Consider the following 15,300-nt stretch of genomic DNA (forward strand, 5'->3'; position numbering starts at 1 on the left):
GGCGCTCACCCCGCGGTCGGGGTGAGCGCCGGGCCTGCGCACTTCGCACTCCGCCCGGAGCGCCGGGCATCGCGTCACACGGTCTCGTCGAGAACCTTGCGCAGCTCCTCGGGAAGGTCCAGGTCGGCGGCGGCGAGACACTCGTCCAGCTGGGCCACCGAGCTGACGCCGATGATCGGCACCACGGCGGGCTCACCGCCGGTCAGCCAGGCCAGGACAGCCTGGAGGGGCGTGACGCCCAGTTCGCCGGAGACCTTCGCGAGAGCCTGGAGCCGGCGCTCGGTGCCGGGGTGCGCGTAGTGCTCCGGCAGTGGCTTGTCCGGGCGGCCGTAGGCGCCCCAGAGGAGACTGGTGTACGCGAACAGGGTCAGGCCGCGGCTGCTCACGTAGTCCAGCAGTTCGTCGCTCGCGTGGACGTGGCCGCCCTCGGGCAGTACGGTCTTCGGCCGGGGCTGGAGGTAGGAGTAGCGCTGCTGCACCGCGGTGTACGGCGTCCAGCCGCGCTGCTCGGCGAGGCAGCGGGTCTCGGCCAGCCGCCATGCGGTGTGGTTGCTCGCGCCCAGTACCCGGACCTTCCCGTCGGTCACCGCCTGGTGGAAGGCGGCGAGGGTCTCCTCGTCGGGTGTGGTCCGGTCCTCGCGGTGCGAGTAGTACAGGTCCAGGTGGTCGGTGCCGAGCCTGCGCAGGCTTCCCTCCAGCTGCTCCCTGATCACGGCCGGCGCGAGCCCCTCCGCCTGCCCGTCGGGCCCCGGCCCCGAGCCGACCTTGGAAGCGATGGTCAGGGTGTCCCGTCCGCCCCGGTCCTTCAGCCAGCGGCCCAGCACGCTCTCGCTCTCGCCGCCGGTGCCGCCGGGGACCCAGAACGAGTAGCAGTTGGCGGTGTCGATCGTGGTGCCGCCGGCCTCCACGAACCGGTCCAGGACGGCGAACGCGGTTTTCTCGTCGACCGTGGTACCGAACGGCATGGCGCCCAGGCACAGCCTGCTGACCTTGGTTCCGGTGGCGGCGTCGAGGGTGCGTTGCTGCATTGTTCCTCCGAGCTCCTGCGTCGTGGGGACAGGGGAGGGCACACACCCCCGTGTCCCGCGAGTGGGCTCTCCCCACCGCGACCGTAGGCGAACGGGGGTGCGTGCCGGGGTGCTTCGCAGTGATCTGTGATCTTCGGACAGGCCGTCGTACGACGAAAGTCGTACGCACCGGTTCCCCGGTGCCGGGCCGGGGAACCGGAGTGCGCGGCCCGCGCTCAGTCGCCGGGCAGTGTCATGGTCAGCGCCTGTCCCCGGTGGTCGGACATCCCTTTGCTGTCCACCATCCGGTAGGTGTGGACCTTCACCGACTCACTGGTGAACGCCCAGTCCAGCCGCCACAGCGACGGTCCGCCCGCGGGCCAGGAGACGGGGTAGAGGTCGTCGCAGGCCGGGAGTGCGTCCCGCAGCCGGCTGCCGAGTCGACGCAACTCCCCCATGGCCGCGGTGCCGTTCATGTCGCCGGCCACCACCACGGGCAGCCGGTTGTCGTCGAGATCGTCCTCCAGGGCCCGGTAGTTGGCCTTCCGCCGGTCCTCCTGGGCCCGCATGAACTCGGTGAACTGCGCCGAGGCCGGATCCATCGAGATGTCGAGCTGCACCGGGACGTGCACGTTGTAGAACGTGGTCACGCGTCCGTCGATCCGCAGGTCGGTGCGCAGGACCTTGTACCGGTAGTAGTCGGGGAAACTTCCGTCGGGCGGCATCCCGGTGCCGCCCTCGGACAGGTGGGGCCAGCTGTCCAGACCGCGCCAGTCCTCGATGGGGTAGCGGGACATGGTGAGCATCTCGCCGACGGCCACCACGTGGAAACCCGGGAAGTGCGCCTGGAGTTCGGCCACGTGGTCGGAGCGGACCGGGCGGTGCCCGGGGACGTCCCAGGAGACGTGTTCCTGCAGCAGGTAGACGTCGGCCCGCTGAGCCTTCAGGAAGGTGTAGAAGGCCTCCGGGTCGTCGCCGTCGTTCCAGTACTCGGTGTTCCACGAGAACACCCGGACCGCCCCCGCCGGCGCGGCCGGTCCGCCGCCCAGGCCCGGCAGGGCGTAGAGGTTCAGTCCGACCAGGGGCAGACCGAGCAGCACGCAGCACAGCGCTGCCGCGGCCAGCCGGAGACGGGCGCCGCGGGCCAGCGGTGTGAGCACCAGCAGGAGCAGCGGAACCACCGCGAACGTCAGGGGAGGCAGCAGTTCCAGCGGCCGCCACCACCAGTGCCCGCCGGTGAGGGCATGGAACGCGGCGAGGAACACCGTCCACAGGCCGAGGGCGATGGTGAGCAGCCGGGCCGCCCGGCGGCCGGGCGGCCGCCCCGGGCGTTGCGGTGCGGGGGTCTCTCCGGGAGTCCCGGCCACCCGGGTCTCCTCGTCGAGAGGTGTGCTCATGCCGCCGTCCCCGGCCTTTGCCGCGGCGCGCCGACGACCTGCTCGCCGGCGTCCGCCCACTGCGGCTCGTACAGCCTGCGGAAGCGGCCGGACAGCAGCCAGTGGACGGTACCCACCACTATGCCCGTCGAGATGGCGACGTTGGTGGCGAAGGCCACCGAGCCGAAGACCGTCAGGAAACGCCACCCGCGGCGCTTGAGGACGTAGCGGTACATCGCCAGGTCGCCGGTGAACGAGGCACCGGCCAGGACCACCGGCACCGCGAGCCATGCGGGACCGAGCAGTGCGAGCGGCAGGGTGACCACCGCGCCGAACGCGGCCACCGCGGCCATCGACCGGGACGCGGTCTCGAAGCCCTTGGCGAAGCGCCGCCGCTGGACGAACAGCGGGATCCTCAGCCGGGCCCGGCGGTAGAGCTTGCGCAGCAGGGGCAGCAGCTTGTCGTCGTCGTCATGGCGTCCCAGCACGTGGGGGGTGACCCTGATCTGGTAGCGCGCGGACATCCGCTGACCGTAGTCCACCTCCTCGGTCTGCCGCAGCCGGGGATTGAAGGGACCGACCTCCTGGAAGACCTTGCGCGGAATCGCGGTCAGCGAGGAGAACAGGAAGCTGACGGTGCCGAGCGAGTCCATCCGCCAGCAGTAGGCCTGCAGTACGCGGCACTCCTCGACGATGCTGTCCCGGATCAGCGGCTCGTCCTCGTAGATGCCGCACACCGCGCCGTACTCGGGATGCGCGAGCAGTTCGTCGACGGCCTTCTCCACCGCGTCGGGGCGCAGCGCCACGTCCGAGTCGACGAAGAAGAGGATCTCCCCACGGGCCGCGGCGGCCCCGGTGTTGCGGGCCACGGCGACGCCGCTGTTGCGGGGCGTCTGCAGGACGGTCACGTCCCGGCGGCGGGCGATCTGCAGGGAGTCGTCGGTGCTGTGGTCGTCGACCACGATCACTTCGAGCGGGGCGTACGTCTGCTGCAGCGCCGCGTCGATGCACAGCCCGATCGAGTTGCCGTAGTTGTAGTTCGGGATGACGACCGACACGAGGGGTCGGGACACGGGGGCCTCCTGACGGGGCGTTACCGGTAGTGGATGGCGAGGAGCGTGCCGCCGAGCAGCAGCGCCCAGAGAAGGGTGGTGACGACCATGGCGCGGTCGCGCAGCAGGATGCGGGTGGGCTCGCCGCCCTTGCCGTGGACGTGCAGCAGTTGCAGGTACCGGGCCATGGCGAAGAGCGCGAACGGCGTCGAACCGAGCACCGCCAGGTTGGCGTACGGGGTGCCGACCGACTGCTGGAGGTTGATCAGGAAGGCGACCACGGTCACACAGGCGCACAGCCCGATCAGGTGGTCGAGGTAGGGGACGGAGTAGCCGCGCAGGGCCGGGCGGTGGGCGACGCCGCCCGTCGCCATCTCGTGCCTGCGCTTGCCGAGGACGAACACCAGGCAGAGCGAGAACACCGAGACCAGCAGCCAGCTGCGGATCTCCGTGCCGGCCGCCAGGTGCCCCTGGACCACGCGGAGGCCGAAACCGGAGGCCACGACGAAGACGTCGAGCAGTGGTACGTGCTTCAGGCCGCGGCTGTAGACGAAGTTGAGGACGAGGTAGACGACGACCGGCCACCACTGGCCGACGGGCCCGAACAGGGCCGCCCCTGCCAGCAGGAGCGCGAGCACGGTCCCGAAGGCGGTGGCCGTGGGCACCCCGACCCGCCCGGAGGCGATCGGCCGGTCGCGCTTGGTGGGGTGGGCCCGGTCGCGGTGACGGTCGTACAGGTCGTTCCAGACGTACACCAGGCACGACGCGAGGGTGAACAGGAGGACGGCCCAGGCGGTGCGGCCCAGCAGTCCCGGGGGCGCCGTCTGGGTGTCGAGCAGGGCGAGCGGCACGACCAGCAGGTTCTTCGGGAACTGGCCCGGCCGGACCAGGGTCGTCAGATCGCGCGGCAGGCTCCGGGACCGGCTCGGCGGGAGCGCCGCCAGACCGGTGTCGAGAGGCCGATCGGCACTCGTCGTCACGATGTCTCCCCGTTCAGAAGAACGCCTTGGCCAGGCCGAGGACGCCCTGTTTCCACGGCTCCCGGCTGGTCCGGCCGGCGGACGCGGGCGTCGCGCCGGTGGCTCGGTTCTCGCGCCACCACCGGTAGGTGCTGAGGATGGCGTCCTTGTTGGAGTGGCGGGGCGACCAGCCGAGCACGTCGCGGGCCTTGTCGATGCTCACGTAGGAGTCGGCCCGCAGCTTGTGGACCAGCCGGCCGTACACCGGTGACAGCCGCAGCCGGCTCAGCGCGTCCAGGGCCAGGACGGCGGGCGCGGCGGGCACGGAGATCAGGCGTTTGCCGTGTCCCGCGGCGTCCAGTACCGCCTGGAAGTCCTCCCGCAGGGTGCCGAACTCGGCCGCCGCCAGGTTGAAGGTGTCGTTGGCGGTCTCCGCCGGGGCCCGGAGGGCGGTGGCCACCGCGTCGACCAGGTCGTCGACGGCGAACATCTGGATCCGCACGTCCCCCCGGCCCAGGACGGGGAAGTTGCGGCCCTCCTCCGCCCACTCGAAGAGCATCGCGAACAGGCCCATCCGGCCGGGCCCCACGAACGTCTTGGGGCGCAGGACGGGGACGCACAGCCCGCGGGCGCGGAACTCCTCGGCGACGACCTCCGCGCCGGCCTTGGCGCGGCTGTAGGCGTCGACCGGCCGGCGCGGGTGGTCCTCCGTGGTGGGCACGGTGTCCGGCAGGCCGTACACCGCGGTGGAGGAGATGTGCACCGCGCGTTCCAGTCCGGCGGCCTCGGCGGCCCTCAGGACGGTCCGGGTGCCCTCGACGATGATGGAGCGGATCTCGTCCTCGGGATAGCTGGGCAGCGCGGCAGCGGTGTGCACCACGGCGTCCGCCCCATTGAGCGCGGTCCGCACGCGGGCGCCGTCACGTATGTCCGCGGTCAGGTGTTCCACGCCGGGGACCGGTTCCCCGGGCGGTCGCAGGTCGAGGCTGCGTACCTCCAGGCCGGCCGCGGCGAACGACCGGGTCAGGTTTCCGCCGAGCATGCCGCTGCCCCCGGTCACGACCACTTTCCTCACCACAGTGACGACACCTTCTCGCGGATGAAACGGGTGACGAGACGGGGCATCCCGGACGCGAGGGTGCGGTCGAGGCGCTCCAGGAAGTGCTCCACCTCGCCCGGGGTGGCCACCAGCGGCGGGCCGACGACCAGCGGATTCCTGCCGTTGAGGGTGTAGTAGGCGTAGACGTCGTGGTCCTGGTAGAGCGCGTTGATCACGGCGCAGGCGACCACCTTGGTGCCGAACTGCGGGTCCTTCGCCAGGCCGCCCGGCGCGAGTTTGGCGACGAGGTCGAGCATCGTGGGGCTGCCCAGGAAGACGCCCCACAGGGCGCCGGCGCCCCGGACGTCGGTGACGGTGTCGGAGTGTTCCTTGGCGATGCGTTCCAGGCCGGGGCCGAGGACGTTCTCGATCGCCCTGGCGCGGGCGGGGAAGTCCTCCTCCACGGCGATGTTGATGGCCTCGATGGCGGTGGCGCACTCCTCGCCGAAGCCGTAGTAGGTGGTGCTGGTGCTCTGCAGCATGGCGTCGTGGAGGTTGTCGTACGCCCTGCGGAAGACGGGACGGCGGGCGACGAACGCGGAGATGGAGGACTTGCCGCCGCCGAAGGACTTCGACGTCGTCACCACGTCGGGTATGAGGCCGGGGTGGCGCATGAAGTGGAACATGGTCCCGGTCTTGCCCCAGCCGGTGTAGATCTCGTCGAAGATCAGGACGATGTCCTCCCGGGTGCACAGCTCCCGCAGGCCGCGCAGGAACTCCTCCGAGCACCAGCGGATGGTGGAGGCGCTGAACGGCTCGATGAGCAGGGCGTAGACGTCCGACCGGCCCTTGCCGTCACGGCTCGCCTCGACGGCCGCCCGGACGGAGTCGAGGTCACCGTAGGTGAAGGTACTCACGCCGGGGATGCCGGGAAAGGAGAAGTGGTTCTGCGAGCCGCCGGTGAGGCTGCCGGAGCCGAGCAGCTTGCCGTGGAAGCTGATGTCGCTGCGCAGGATGGTGTTGCGTCGCCCGTTGTGGTACTTGTACGCGAGTTTCACCGCCCCTTCGACGGCCTCCGCACCCGAGTTGGGCAGGAAGGACATGTCGAGGTCGCCCGGGAGGACGGCGGCGAGGTTGTGGGAGAGCGCGGCCAGGTAGGGCGAGAAGTAGGTCTTGTGGACCTCCATCCGCTGCTGTTCGGCGAACCTCCGGCGGGCCTCGATGATCCGCGGGTGGTTGTGGCCGTGGCTGAGGACGCCGACACCGCCGGTGAAGTCCAGGATGCGGCGGCCGTCACGGGTGTGGACGTACGCGCCCTCGGCCCGGTCGACCAGTTCACGGCCGAACCCGAACGAGGTCATCAGGGTGACCTGGCTCTTGTTGACGTACTGGCGGTACAGGTCGTGCACCTTGTCGACGGACAGCCCTTCGGCGTCCTCGATGCTCATGAGTTCCGTCATGCGACAGTCTCCTTCCGGAGGGAGGGGGAAAGGGCGCGGCGGCCGCACAGGGTGGCCGTCCCCAGGGCGACGCCGGAGGTGGCGAGTTCTGCTACGAGGGTCAGCACCCGGCTGACCAGGGCGGTGGCGATGGCGGCGGGCAGGGGCAGGACCGTGGCGAGGGCGGGTACGAGCATCAGTTCGCGGACACCGGCGCCATCGGGTGCGAACACCACGAGGGTTCCGCCCACGGTGGCGAGGGCGAACCCGCCGACCGCGGCCGGCAGCGCGGGCAGCGGGTCGGCGCCCAGCAGCAGCGCCGTCACCCACACGTGCAGACCCGACAGCACCCAGGAGGCGGTCTGGTAGAGGATGGAGCGGCGCAGATCCCGAGGTCGCCCCGGGGAGGGGGGCGGGCGCCGCCGGGCGACACGGGCGGCCAGTGCCGCGGACCGGTGGACCAGGTCCGGCCGGGCCAGCAGAACCGCCAGCAGGACCAAGGGAGGCAGCATCCACCAGACGCCGTCGTCGAACAGGGCCGGCGCGACCAGCATGCCGACCGCGCCGCCCGTGAGCAGCACGATCACCAGGTTGACCACATAGGTCCCGGCCATCTGGGCCTTGCTGGCACCTGCCTGCCCGCCCATGCGCATCTGCGCGATCAGACCCCACACCCGGCCCGGTACGAACTTGCCGAGGAAGCCGACGAAGAACATCCGTATCCCGGTGCGCGCGGGGACGGGGACCGCGATCGCGGACAGTGTCAGCAGCCAGGCTCGAGTGCCGCACAGCAGGCCGGCCGCCGTGACCAGGACGGCACCCAGCAGGGCCGGTACCGAGCCGGGGTGCAGCAGGGGCGAGAGCACGGACCAGTCCTGGTCGCGCAGCGTGAGTCCGACACCGGCCACCATCGCCACGGCGAACAGCACGGTCAGTGCGCGGCGCCACGCGACGTTCATCAGGTGCTCGTCTCCGGCGGCAGCGCGGAGGGCAGCGCCTTGCGCCCGCCCAGCCGACGCGCGGTGCCGACGACGAGCCCGGCCACGATGGCCCATTGGGCGAGCAGGTGCACGGCCAGGAAGTACAACAGGAACCGCGTCCCGCGCTCCCGGCGGACGAATCCCGCGAGTCCCGGATCGGACATCAGGAACAGGACGAGGAACAGCAGCGGCACGGCGGCGAGCGCGGGTACGGCGGGCACCGCGAACAGGAGGGGCAGTGAGGCGGCGGACAACGTGGCACCCACCACCCCGGGCAGGGGATTGACCACCACTCCACCGGAGCGCATGCGGTGGGCGCCGGCGAAGCCGGCCAGCGGAAGGGAGCGCCGGAACTGCTCCCGCAGCATGTCCGCGAGCGCCGCGCAGTCGTCGTGCTTCCCGACGACGGTGTCGGTGAGCCGGATGCCCGCCACCCGTGTCAGCCGGTCGCTGTACTCGACGTCCTCCGCGTCGCGCAGGCCCTCGTGGAAGGGGCCGGCGGCGGCGAAGACCTCGCGGCGCACTGCCGCCAGCGCGAAGACGGCCGTACCGACCCGGCCCACACTGCGCCTGCGCCACCAGTGCGCGTGCAGCACGCGGTAGTGCTCGACGGGTCCGTCGTCGAACAGCGGGCGGGTGTCGTACGTGCCGTGCACCAGACCGCAGTCGGGGTCCTCGTCCAGCACGCGCAGGGCGTTCGCGATGGCGTCGGGGCGCAGGGCCACGTCGGAGTCGACGAAGAAGAGGATGTCGCCCCGCGCCTCGCGCGCGCCCCGGTTGCGTACCGCGGAGACGCCCTTGTTGCCTCCGCCCTCGACGAGCCGGCAGGGGTAGGAAGAGGCGATCTCCCTGGAGCGGTCGGTGGACGCGTCGTCCACCACGATCACTTCGAGCGGCCGGTGGGTCTGGGCGAACACCGCGTCCAGACATGCGGCGAGGGTCTTCTCGTAGTTGTAGTTGGGGACAATCACCGACACTGTCGGCTGATCCGTGGTCATGTGCTGTCCGTTTCGGCGAATGGGGCGATGCGGACGGGTGTGGAGGGTGTCACCTCGTGTGAAACATAAGGACGGGTGGGGGAGCCGCGACAGTGGCAAGGGCCGTAGCCCCTCCCTTGTCGGCGAAAGTGCAGGGCGGCACTACGACTTAGGGCGCACGACGCGTGCACGGGAAGTAGCGGCGAGCGGCCCGGGAGCGGGAGGAGGCCGGGGCGGGACGGGGCCGGTGGGCCGGGGCGGAGCGCGGTGGCGTCGTGTCGTCTGCGCGGCCGGACCGCTGCACGGTGTCGCGCCACCGTCATCAGAACACCCTGGCGAAAGCCGGACTGAAGTTCTAATGTAACGGTTCGGGTGTGATCCCTTGCTTCCTGAAGGGTTTCCGACAACGGGGGTCGGTACGTGTCTGCACAGTACGATCGGGCTTTGATCAACGGGGGCCGGGAGCCGCCGGAGTCCTGACCATGTCGGCGGCTCCGGAGCCGCGACGAAACCATCGACAACGTCACTGGATCGGCCAGTGGGCCGTACGGCGGAAGCCGGCCGGCCGCGCCTGGAGACCGCCTGGCCGATGTGTTCGTGCGCACATGACTGGGAGCGCTCCCAATAAAGAGTGGCTCGGAGCTGAGGGGGATTTCACCGTTGTTGATCCACACGGCACAGGCTGACTCGTACCGTGATCTTTCCACCGTCCATCAAGAAATCTGCAGGTCGATCCGCCACGCCCTGCGCAGGGACGGCAATGAACTGGCCGATCGGCCCGACGCCGTCGACGAACTGACCGCCCAGGCGTGCGCCGTCTTCGACGAGGTCATCACCGCGGTGGCGCGCAGTGAACCGCTCGACACGGTGACCGTGAACGGCACCGCTGCCCCGGCCTGCGGTGACGACCACCCCCGACGCGGTCTCGACTGGGCACACTCGCTGCGAGCCGGGACCACCCTGTTCGAAGTGATGCTGCCCATGGTTCTCCGGGAGCTGGCACCGGCGAACGAGGCGGCCGCCACCCGGATCAGCGTGGTGCTCCACCAGGCGGTCCTGTCCCGCGTCACCCGAGGCTCGCTGGCGCGCATGACCTTCCTGCCCGACCGGGCCCTGGCCTCGCGTCGGGACGAACGCCGGCACATCGCCCGGGAGTTGCACGACCGTGTGCTGCACGGGATCGGTCTGGCCCTCCAGGGGATCGACATGCATCAGTACCACGCGGAGACGTCCCCCGCGCTGGCCCGCGCCAAGCTCGACCGGGCGGCCGGCCTGCTGCGTCAGACCGCCCACACTCTTCAGCACTTCACCTCGGAGTTACGCAGATCGGTCGGAGAGGGTGGTCTGGAACGAGCGCTGCGCTCCTACCTGGAGGCGCATGCCGATCCGGCCGTGGAGGTCGCGGTCCGGACGAAGGGGAACCTCCTCGCGCTGCCCGCAAACGTCAGCGAGGAGGTCTACCTGATCCTGCGCGAGGCCGCGCGCAACGCCCTGCGGCACGCCTCGCCGTCCCGTCTGGACATCACCGTCGAGGTGACGGACCGGGTCCTGCACGCGACGGTGACCGACGACGGGTGCGGTTTTCAGGTCGGCTCCCTTCCGGTCGGCGGCGGCCTGCCGTCGATGCGGGAGAGGGCCCAGCTCCTATGCGGGCAGCTGTCGTTGTCCAGCGCCCCCTCTGTCGGCACCGTCGTCGAGGCGTGGATCCCGCTCGGAGGACGCTCTCTGTGAGCGTCCCGGGCACGCCCATGGTGCGCATCTGCCTCGCCGACGACCACACCCTGATGCGGGACGGCCTGAAGGAAATGCTGCGCACGGACCCGGGCTTCACCGTGGTGGGTGAGGCGTCGACCGGCACCGAGGCGGTGGCCCTCGTGACGAGCCTGCGTCCGGACGTGGTCCTGCTGGACGTGGAGATGCCCGGCCCCGGAGCCCCGGAGGTCATCCGGCGCATCATCCGGACCGTGCCGGAGACACGGGTGCTCGTACTGACGATGCACGACGACCCGGACATGGTCCGCGAGTTGCTGGAGACCGGGGCGGCCGGTTACCTGCTCAAGACCGTCCCGCGGGAGGAGCTGCTCGCCGCGGTGCACTCGGTGGTGCGCCGAACCTCGGACAGCGTGGTCCTGGTCGTCTCCCGCCAGACGGTGGAACAACTCGACCGGCAGAGGTCACGCCCCCGGCAGGTCCAGCTGACGGCCCGTGAACTGGAGGTTCTGCGGCTGGTCGCGGAGGCCCTGAGCAACGCCCAGGTGGCGGCCCGGCTGTTCATCACGGAAGCCACGGTGAAGCGGCACCTCACCAACATCTACGCCAAACTCGACGCCGTGTCGCGAGTGGATGCCCTGCGCAAGGCCACCGCGGCCAGACTGATCGACGCCGGGGGGGACGGCAGCCCCTGGGGCCGGCCCGGCGCTCCGGCGAACGAGAGGTGACCAGGGGCCCGTTCCGGACTCCCCTCCGAAACGGGCCCCGACCCGCGGCTCCTGCGGCTTCTGCGATTCCTGTGAGCCGGGACGGCGCGCCCCGGGCCCCGGGCCGGAGTCTCAAGGCCGAGCGTTGGCAGGCCGCGGCTGGACCCGGTGTGCCGTGTCACGCGGGGCAGGGGGACCGACGGCGTTCGGAGCAACGACTGCCCGCGCCGATCGCCGGCGACTTCGGTCCGAGCCGCTCCCAGGGCGACATCGCAGGGCTCCCGGCGGTCACCACGGGGGCTCTGCGGGACTGCGCGCCGCCGTATCCCGCCGGCCGGCACCACGGTGCCGGCCGGCTGCGGTGGTGGCGGTCGGACCTCGGCTTCATCAGCCGGGGCGCGAGCGCGGAACGCCACCGCTCCTCGATCCCCAGGGGCCTTTCGGACCATGCCGCCGCCCGGGAACCGGTCGTCGGGGTGTGCGGGGATCCCTGACCGACACGGCACGGGGCACGGCGTTCTCCCCGGAACACCGTGCCCCTCCCGGCAGCCCGGTCAGACCGCCGGCACCTCGGGCAGGACGCCGGTCCGCGCCGCCTGCCCGTACCACTGCCCGCTCGACTTCGGCGTCCGCTCCAGGGTCGCGTAATCGACGTGGACCGCGCCGAACCGCTTGCCGTAGCCGTAGGCCCACTCGAAGTTGTCCATCAGGGACCACAGGTAGTAACCGCGGACGTCCGCGCCGTCCGTGATGGCCCGGCGCACCGCCGCCAGATGGCTGTGCAGATAGGCGATGCGCTCCGGGTCGTGCACGCGGCCGTCGGCGTCCACCTTGTCGTCGTAGGCCGCGCCGTTCTCGGTGACGTACAGCGGCAGCCCCGGCGCCTCCCGGGAGTAGCGCATGATCAGCTCGTGCAGGCCGGTCGGGTCGATCGTCCAGCCCATCTCGGTGCGGTCGCCCGGCGTCTGGTGGAACGCCACGTCGTCCGCGCCCGGCCACGGCGAGTGCTCGCTCGCCCCGTGGCCGTCGGCCCGCGGGCCCTGCGGCGCCCCGTCCGCCGCCGACACCAGCGTCGGCGTGTAGTAGTTGAGCCCGAGGGCGTCCAGCGGCTGATGGATGGTCCGCAGATCGTTGTCGAGGACGTACGACCAGTCGGTGATCGACGAGGTCGTCTCCAGCAGCGTGGCCGGGTAGGCCCCGTGCAGCACGGGGCCGTGGAAGACGCCGTTGGCCAGGTCCTCGATCTTCCGTGCCGCTGCCAGGTCCGCCGGATCCTGCGACACCGTGCGGATCACCGAGGAGTTGAGGCTGATGGCGACCGTGTTACGGGCCGGCATCACCGACCGCAGCGCCTGGGTGCCCAGCCCGTGCGCCAGGTTCAGGTGGTGGGCCGCGCGCAGCGAGGCCACGGGCTCGGTACGGCCCGGCGCGTGCACCCCGGAGCCGTAGCCGAGGAAGGCGCTGCACCACGGCTCGTTGAGCGTGATCCACTGCTCCACCCGGTCCCCGAGCGCCTCGCCCAGGATCTGGGCGTATTCGGCGAAGCGCAGTGCGGTGTCCCGCTCCGGCCAGCCTCCCGCGTCCTCCAGTTCCTGCGGCAGGTCCCAGTGGTACAGGGTGATCGCCGGCTTGATCCCGTGCGACAGCAGCTCGTCGACCAGCCGCCGGTAGAAGTCCAGGCCCACCTGTACGGCGGGGCCCCGGCCGATCGGCTGCACTCGCGACCAGGAGACCGAGAAGCGGTAGGCGTTCAAGCCCAGATCCGCCATCAGGGCCACGTCGTCGCGGTAGCGGTGGTAGTGGTCGACAGCGATGTCACCGGTGTCGCCGCCTGCCGTTTTGCCGGGGGTGTGGCTGAAGGTGTCCCAGATCGAGGGCGTACGGCCGTCCTCCCGCACCGCCCCCTCGATCTGGTACGCGGAGGTCGCCGCGCCCCAGAGGAAGGCAGGAGGAAAGGTCACCGGGGTCCCCGGCTGTGTGGGCTCAGTCATGGAATCGCTCCCATAGGAGGTCGGGAAGGCTGACGGGTAGGGGGAGGAAAAGGGGGACGGGCAGGGAAAGGAAGAGGAGGACCGGGACGGTGGTGACCCGGCCCCCGCAGGACGTACGCCGGTGTACGAGGGCGTACGAGGGCGTACGAGGGCGTACGAGGGCGAGGCGCGAGGATCAGCCCTTGACCGCGCCCTGCATGATGCCGCCCACGATCTGCTTGCCGAAGATCGCGAAGACCAGCAGCAGCGGCAGCGTGCCCAGCAGCGCGCCCGCCATGATCAGGGACTGGTCGGGGGTGTAGCCGCGGCCCAGGCCCGCGAGGGCGACCTGCACGGTCGGGTTGCCGGTCTGGGTCAGCACCAGGAACGGCCACAGGAAGTCGTTCCAGGTCTGGACGAACATCAGCATCCCGAGCACGGCCATGGCCGGCCGCGCGGCCGGGAACACCACGTGCCACACCACGCGCCAGCTGCTCGCGCCGTCCACCCGGGCGGCCTCGATGATCTCGTCCGGCAGCGCCTGCAGCAGGTACTGCCGCATGAAGAACACACCGAACGCGCTGACCAGCGACGGCAGGATCACCGCCTGCAGCTGGTCGGTCCAGTCCAGCTTGGCCACCATCATGTACAGCGGGATGATGCTGAGCTGCGGCGGCACCATCATCGTGCCGACCACGATCAGCATCAGCGCGCCCCGGCCCCTGAAGCGCAGCTTGGCGAAGGCGAAGCCGGCGATCGTGGACAGGAACACGATGGTCGTCGCCGAGATCCCCGCCACGATCGTGGTGTTGAGGAACGCCTTGCCCAGATTGGCGTCCGTCCAGGCGACCTGGAGGTTGTGCATCAGGTTCGAGCCGAACCAGAAGGGCGGCGGGGTCTGGGCCAGCCGGTTGTTGTCACGGGAGGCGGCGATCGCCGTCCACACCAGCGGGAACAGCGAGCCGATGGTGAACAGGGCCAGGATCACGTACGCGATCGGGCCGGCGTGCAGCTGCCCGCCCGCGCGGGCGGCCTTGGACCGGCGCGTCCGGCGTGGCCCGGCGGCCGGTGCCTCGGGTGTCGTCAGGGTCGTCGTCACGGCCGGTACTCCTTAACCACTGGCGCGCAGCCGGCGCGAGATGACGTAGTTGACGATGCCGATCACGATCAGGATCAGGAACATCGTCCAGGCGATCGCGGAGGCCCGGCCCAGGTGCTGGTTCACCCAACCCTGCTCGTACAGGTACAGGCCCAGCGTCTGGAACTGGTGCTCGGCGCCGCCGGAGGCGCCCCTGTTGGCGTCGAACAGCAGCGGCTCACCGAAGACCTGGCTGGCGCCGATGGTCGACACCACCGCGGTGAACAGGATCGTCGGACGCAGCTGCGGCAGCGTGACGTGGAAGAACTGCCGGAACCGGTTGGCGCCGTCCAGCGCCGCCGACTCGTACAGGTCCTGCGGGATGGCCTGCATCGCCGCGAGGTAGATCAGCGCGTTGTAGCCCGTCCAGCGCCAGATGATGATCGTGGAGACGGCGATCTGCGAGGGCCACTTGTCGTTCTGCCAGTCGACGTGGTCGACGCCGACCGTGCTCAGCAACCAGTTGATCATGCCGTAGTCGCGTCCGAAGAGCAGGATGAAGACCAGCGAGGCGGCGGCGATCGAGGTCGCGTACGGCGCGAGCATCGCGACCCGGTAGAAGGTCGAGGCGCGCAGCTTGTAGTTCAGGATGTGCGCCACGCCCATCGCCATCAGCAGCTGCGGGACCGTGGAGATGATGCCGATGGTCAGGGTGTTCTTCGCCGCGTTCCAGAAGAAGTCGTCGTCGAAGATCCTGGTGTAGTTGCGCAGGCCCGCCCATTCCATGTCGGTCGGCGCGGTCAGCTCCACGGTGTGCAGCGAGGCCCACGCCGTGTAGATCAGCGGAAACAGGCCGAACGCGACGAAGAGCAGGAAGAACGGCGAGACGAACGCGTACGGACTGAAGCGCACGTCCCGCTGCCAGCGGCGGGACAGCCGGGCCCGGCGACGCTGCTCCGCCGGGTCGGGTCCGGCGTCCGCGGCCGGGCGGCCCGGGGCCGCGCCC

13 protein-coding genes are annotated in these 15,300 nt (G+C 70.7%); 2 read left to right on the plus strand and 11 right to left on the minus strand.

Annotation, left to right across the window (positions count from 1 at the left end):
- Window positions 1-74 precede the first annotated feature (74 nt).
- The 8 genes from DEP02_RS07875 to DEP02_RS07910 form a co-directional block, all read right to left on the minus strand.
- A complete protein-coding gene (locus tag DEP02_RS07875; protein ID WP_112466632.1) occupies window positions 75-1,028 on the minus strand; it encodes an aldo/keto reductase in 954 nt (317 codons plus the stop codon).
- A gap of 215 nt (window positions 1,029-1,243) precedes the next feature.
- Window positions 1,244-2,404 carry an endonuclease/exonuclease/phosphatase family protein gene (locus tag DEP02_RS07880; protein WP_112466633.1) on the minus strand — a complete coding sequence of 387 codons (1,161 nt, stop codon included), beginning with the start codon at window positions 2,402-2,404 and terminating at the stop codon, window positions 1,244-1,246.
- A complete protein-coding gene (locus DEP02_RS07885; protein WP_112466634.1) occupies window positions 2,401-3,456 on the minus strand; it encodes a glycosyltransferase family 2 protein in 1,056 nt (351 codons plus the stop codon). Before DEP02_RS07885 ends, DEP02_RS07880 begins: the two co-directional genes overlap by 4 nt.
- Window positions 3,457-3,476: 20 nt before the next feature.
- On the minus strand, window positions 3,477-4,415 hold the full coding sequence (locus DEP02_RS07890; protein WP_232839004.1) for a UbiA prenyltransferase family protein: 939 nt from the start codon (window positions 4,413-4,415) through the stop codon (window positions 3,477-3,479).
- 13 nt (window positions 4,416-4,428) lie between these two features.
- On the minus strand, window positions 4,429-5,460 hold the full coding sequence (locus DEP02_RS07895) for an NAD-dependent epimerase/dehydratase family protein (protein ID WP_269809352.1): 1,032 nt from the start codon (window positions 5,458-5,460) through the stop codon (window positions 4,429-4,431).
- 5 nt (window positions 5,461-5,465) lie between these two features.
- Entirely contained in the window at window positions 5,466-6,893 is a 1,428-nt protein-coding gene (locus tag DEP02_RS07900; RefSeq protein WP_112466636.1) for an aspartate aminotransferase family protein, read from the minus strand.
- Window positions 6,890-7,831 carry a lysylphosphatidylglycerol synthase domain-containing protein gene (locus DEP02_RS07905; RefSeq protein ID WP_157977379.1) on the minus strand — a complete coding sequence of 314 codons (942 nt, stop codon included), beginning with the start codon at window positions 7,829-7,831 and terminating at the stop codon, window positions 6,890-6,892. Before DEP02_RS07905 ends, DEP02_RS07900 begins: the two co-directional genes overlap by 4 nt.
- Window positions 7,831-8,850, minus strand: coding sequence for a glycosyltransferase family 2 protein (locus tag DEP02_RS07910; protein WP_112466638.1), 1,020 nt, complete (start codon window positions 8,848-8,850; stop codon window positions 7,831-7,833). Before DEP02_RS07910 ends, DEP02_RS07905 begins: the two co-directional genes overlap by 1 nt.
- Window positions 8,851-9,492: 642 nt before the next feature.
- On the opposite strand from DEP02_RS07910, the gene DEP02_RS07915 reads away from it, so the two are divergent.
- The gene (locus DEP02_RS07915) at window positions 9,493-10,560 is read left to right on the plus strand and encodes a sensor histidine kinase (protein ID WP_112466639.1); all 1,068 of its coding nucleotides are present in this window, start codon (window positions 9,493-9,495) and stop codon (window positions 10,558-10,560) included.
- Window positions 10,557-11,267, plus strand: coding sequence for a response regulator (locus DEP02_RS07920; protein WP_232839005.1), 711 nt, complete (start codon window positions 10,557-10,559; stop codon window positions 11,265-11,267). The genes DEP02_RS07915 and DEP02_RS07920 overlap by 4 nt, the downstream gene beginning before the upstream one ends.
- A gap of 533 nt (window positions 11,268-11,800) precedes the next feature.
- On the opposite strand, the gene DEP02_RS07930 is transcribed toward DEP02_RS07920, so the two are convergent.
- The 3 genes from DEP02_RS07930 to DEP02_RS07940 form a co-directional block, all read right to left on the minus strand.
- Window positions 11,801-13,237: a GH1 family beta-glucosidase gene (locus DEP02_RS07930; protein ID WP_112466642.1), complete on the minus strand. Its 1,437-nt coding sequence runs from the start codon at window positions 13,235-13,237 to the stop codon at window positions 11,801-11,803.
- A gap of 175 nt (window positions 13,238-13,412) precedes the next feature.
- Window positions 13,413-14,315 carry a carbohydrate ABC transporter permease gene (locus DEP02_RS07935; protein ID WP_112466643.1) on the minus strand — a complete coding sequence of 301 codons (903 nt, stop codon included), beginning with the start codon at window positions 14,313-14,315 and terminating at the stop codon, window positions 13,413-13,415.
- Window positions 14,316-14,327: 12 nt separating this feature from the next.
- A partial coding sequence (locus DEP02_RS07940) for a carbohydrate ABC transporter permease (RefSeq protein ID WP_112466644.1) occupies window positions 14,328-15,300 on the minus strand: 973 nt, incomplete at its 5' end.

The sequence above is a fragment of the Streptomyces triticisoli genome (genome assembly GCF_003270085.1).
Classification (GTDB): Bacteria; Actinomycetota; Actinomycetes; order Streptomycetales; family Streptomycetaceae; genus Streptomyces; species Streptomyces triticisoli.

Excerpts from the sequence above, each read along its gene's own strand:
- DEP02_RS07875 (WP_112466632.1), bottom strand. The coding sequence starts at position 1,028 with ATGCAGCAACGCACCCTCGACGCCGCCACCGGAACCAAGGTCAGCAGG.
- DEP02_RS07880 (WP_112466633.1), bottom strand. The coding sequence starts at position 2,404 with ATGAGCACACCTCTCGACGAGGAGACCCGGGTGGCCGGGACTCCCGGA.
- DEP02_RS07905 (WP_157977379.1), bottom strand. The coding sequence starts at position 7,831 with ATGAACGTCGCGTGGCGCCGCGCACTGACCGTGCTGTTCGCCGTGGCG.
- DEP02_RS07910 (WP_112466638.1), bottom strand. The coding sequence starts at position 8,850 with ATGACCACGGATCAGCCGACAGTGTCGGTGATTGTCCCCAACTACAAC.
- DEP02_RS07900 (WP_112466636.1), bottom strand. The coding sequence starts at position 6,893 with ATGACGGAACTCATGAGCATCGAGGACGCCGAAGGGCTGTCCGTCGAC.
- DEP02_RS07930 (WP_112466642.1), bottom strand. The coding sequence starts at position 13,237 with ATGACTGAGCCCACACAGCCGGGGACCCCGGTGACCTTTCCTCCTGCC.